The sequence below is a fragment of the Caballeronia arationis genome, assembly GCF_001544975.2.
Lineage (GTDB): Bacteria > Pseudomonadota > Gammaproteobacteria > Burkholderiales > Burkholderiaceae > Caballeronia > Caballeronia arationis.
The window spans coordinates 1-2185 of record NZ_FCOG02000369.1 but is presented as its reverse complement, the minus strand read 5'-3'; the positions used below and the strand labels follow the sequence as shown (position 1 = coordinate 2185).

The window sequence follows — 2185 nt, the reverse complement described above, 5'->3', positions numbered from 1 at the left end:
CAAATCCTCAACGAGACATTCGATTCGATATGGGACGAGCCAGAGGAGTTCGGCTTCGTTCGTCAGGCCGAGATTCCCGCATGGGCGACTAAAGCTTGGCCGTGGCCGCCGTTGCCAGAGGTGGAGGACGTCGAAAATATGCTGGACAATCCTGACGTTCCGCTCCAGCGCGATGACTTGGGCCGTCTTGTCTTTCCACCCCGCTTCGTAGCGGACGGACGGAAGTAGCCGCCGCGACCACTGCGCTGCCCGTCAGTCCGACTTGCGGCACACTGCTTCTTTTCGTTGAAGGGCGATCGGTGGACAATGCATATAAACCGACGGCAGAACAGGAAGCCGTCGTCGAAGCCGCGAAAGGCGGCGGCGATCTGAAAGTCAAAGCGTATGCGGGCGCAGGTAAGACTTCGACGCTTCGGCTCGTCGCTCAGCAGCTCACTGGCCAGCGCGGTAGCTATCTGGCCTTCAACAAGGAGATCGCGGACTCAGCGCGACGCGGCTTTCCGGCTAACGTCTCAGCCCGCACGGTGCACTCGCTGGCCTATGCAAGCGCGCCCGCATGGCTGACCGCACGTATCAATGTGCCGTCCGAGCCACCGCACGAACTGGCCGCCCGATATGGCTTCGGCCCCATCGAAGTGCCGACCATCACGGGAAAGAACGCGGAGGTCGCGCCCTTCGAGATCGGCCGGATGATCGCAGACGGTCTCGGCCGCTTCTGCCGGTCCGCCGACGACACGCCGCAGCCGTTCCACATCCCGGTCGACGAAAAGATTCGCGATGATGCCGCCGACTGGCTGCGCGAGCAGCTCGCGCCCAGCATTGCGCGTCTGTGGGCGGAGAGCGTGAACCCGCGCGGGCTGAAGGCGATACAGCCGGACGTGTACTTGAAAGTATGGGCGCAATCGAATCCGCGTATCAACGCGGACTTTATCTTGTTCGATGAGGCGCAGGACAGCGACGGCATCATGCTGTCTGTCCTCTCCCGACAACGGCACGCGCAGACGATCTACGTGGGCGACCCCTATCAGCAAATCTACGAGTGGCGCGGTGCGGTCAACGCGATGGCGCAGATCGAAGCGCCGGAGCGGCCGCTGACTGAATCGTTTCGTTTCGGGCCGACCTTCGCGGGACTCGCGAGCTGCGTGCTTGCGCTCCTTGGAGAGACCACCCCGATCCGAGGCCAGGCGAGCATCGGCTCGATCATGGTCGAAGATCCGTCAGTGCAGCCGCCCGTGGACGCAGTGCTTTGCCGCAAAAACGCCACCGCAATCTGGCAGTTCGCAGCGGGCTTGGAAATGGGGCATCGGCCGGCGCTTCGCATGAACCCCAGTGAGATCATCGCCTTTGCGGACGGCGCGGATCAGTTGCGCAACGGAAGGCGGGCTTTCCGACCAACCGCGCTGTCGCTGTTCGAAAACTGGAAAGAAGCGCAAGCCTTCGCGCGCAGCGCAGTTGGCCGCGACCTGCTGCCGGTGGTCGAGATCGTCGACGATCGCGGCACCGACTACTTGCGGGCGCTCGCTCAGCGTCAGACGCCCGAGGGCCAAGCCGACTACGTCATTTCGACCATCCACCGGGCGAAGGGACTCGAATGGAAACGCGTGCGGATCGTCAATGACTTCCGCTTCAAGATGGTCGACGGTCGGCTGACGTTAGATGAGGACGAGATGCGGCTGCTGTACGTGGCGCTCACGCGCGCTCAGCACGTGCTCGACATCTCGGATGTGCGCGATGAGTTGCTGCGGCTCTTTAACGTGCCAAAGGCGGCACGCGGATAGGCGGTCAGGCCGCCTGTGCCAATGCCACACTGCGCTCGAGCGCTGCTTTGGCCGGCCGCCTTGGTCTTGCCTGCGCGGGACGGCGGCCGGCAAATGCCACAGACCATTGAGTGGGACGGCTCATGCGCGTGGGCGACGAACTTGCCGCGGCAGCGTGTGCAGCCCGCAAGACGAAGGATCCCGGCGTCCCTGAAGCGGATAAACGTCCAGGCACGCGTCAAATCCATTTGCAGCAGTTCGCCTTGCATCTGGAAATGCTCTGCATAGAGCCCGTACGCGCGAGTCAGCAAGTCAACTCGATCAAGGCCGTCGCTGTACGTTTCAAGAAACGCATAGACGTTGGCAAACATCGACGTATGGATGTTCGGCGCCCACGTCAGATACCAGTCCTCCGAGAACGGGAGCAT

The 2185-nt window shown here is 62.6% G+C and carries 3 protein-coding genes; 2 read left to right on the top strand and 1 reads right to left on the bottom strand.

Going from position 1 to position 2185, the window contains the following annotated elements; all coding sequences use genetic code 11:
• Both AWB81_RS48065 and AWB81_RS42275 read left to right on the top strand, forming a co-directional pair.
• A partial coding sequence (locus tag AWB81_RS48065; protein WP_062644483.1) for a hypothetical protein occupies positions 1 to 228 on the top strand: 228 nt, incomplete at its 5' end.
• 71 nt (positions 229 to 299) lie between these two features.
• Positions 300 to 1778, top strand: coding sequence for a 3'-5' exonuclease (locus AWB81_RS42275; RefSeq protein WP_062644481.1), 1479 nt, complete (start codon positions 300 to 302; stop codon positions 1776 to 1778).
• Here AWB81_RS42275 and AWB81_RS42270 read toward each other — a convergent pair.
• Positions 1700 to 2185, bottom strand: a 486-nt coding sequence (locus AWB81_RS42270) for a FlhC family transcriptional regulator (protein ID WP_062644479.1), incomplete at its 5' end; no start/stop codon positions are given. The two genes, AWB81_RS42275 and AWB81_RS42270, sit on opposite strands and share 79 nt — an antisense overlap.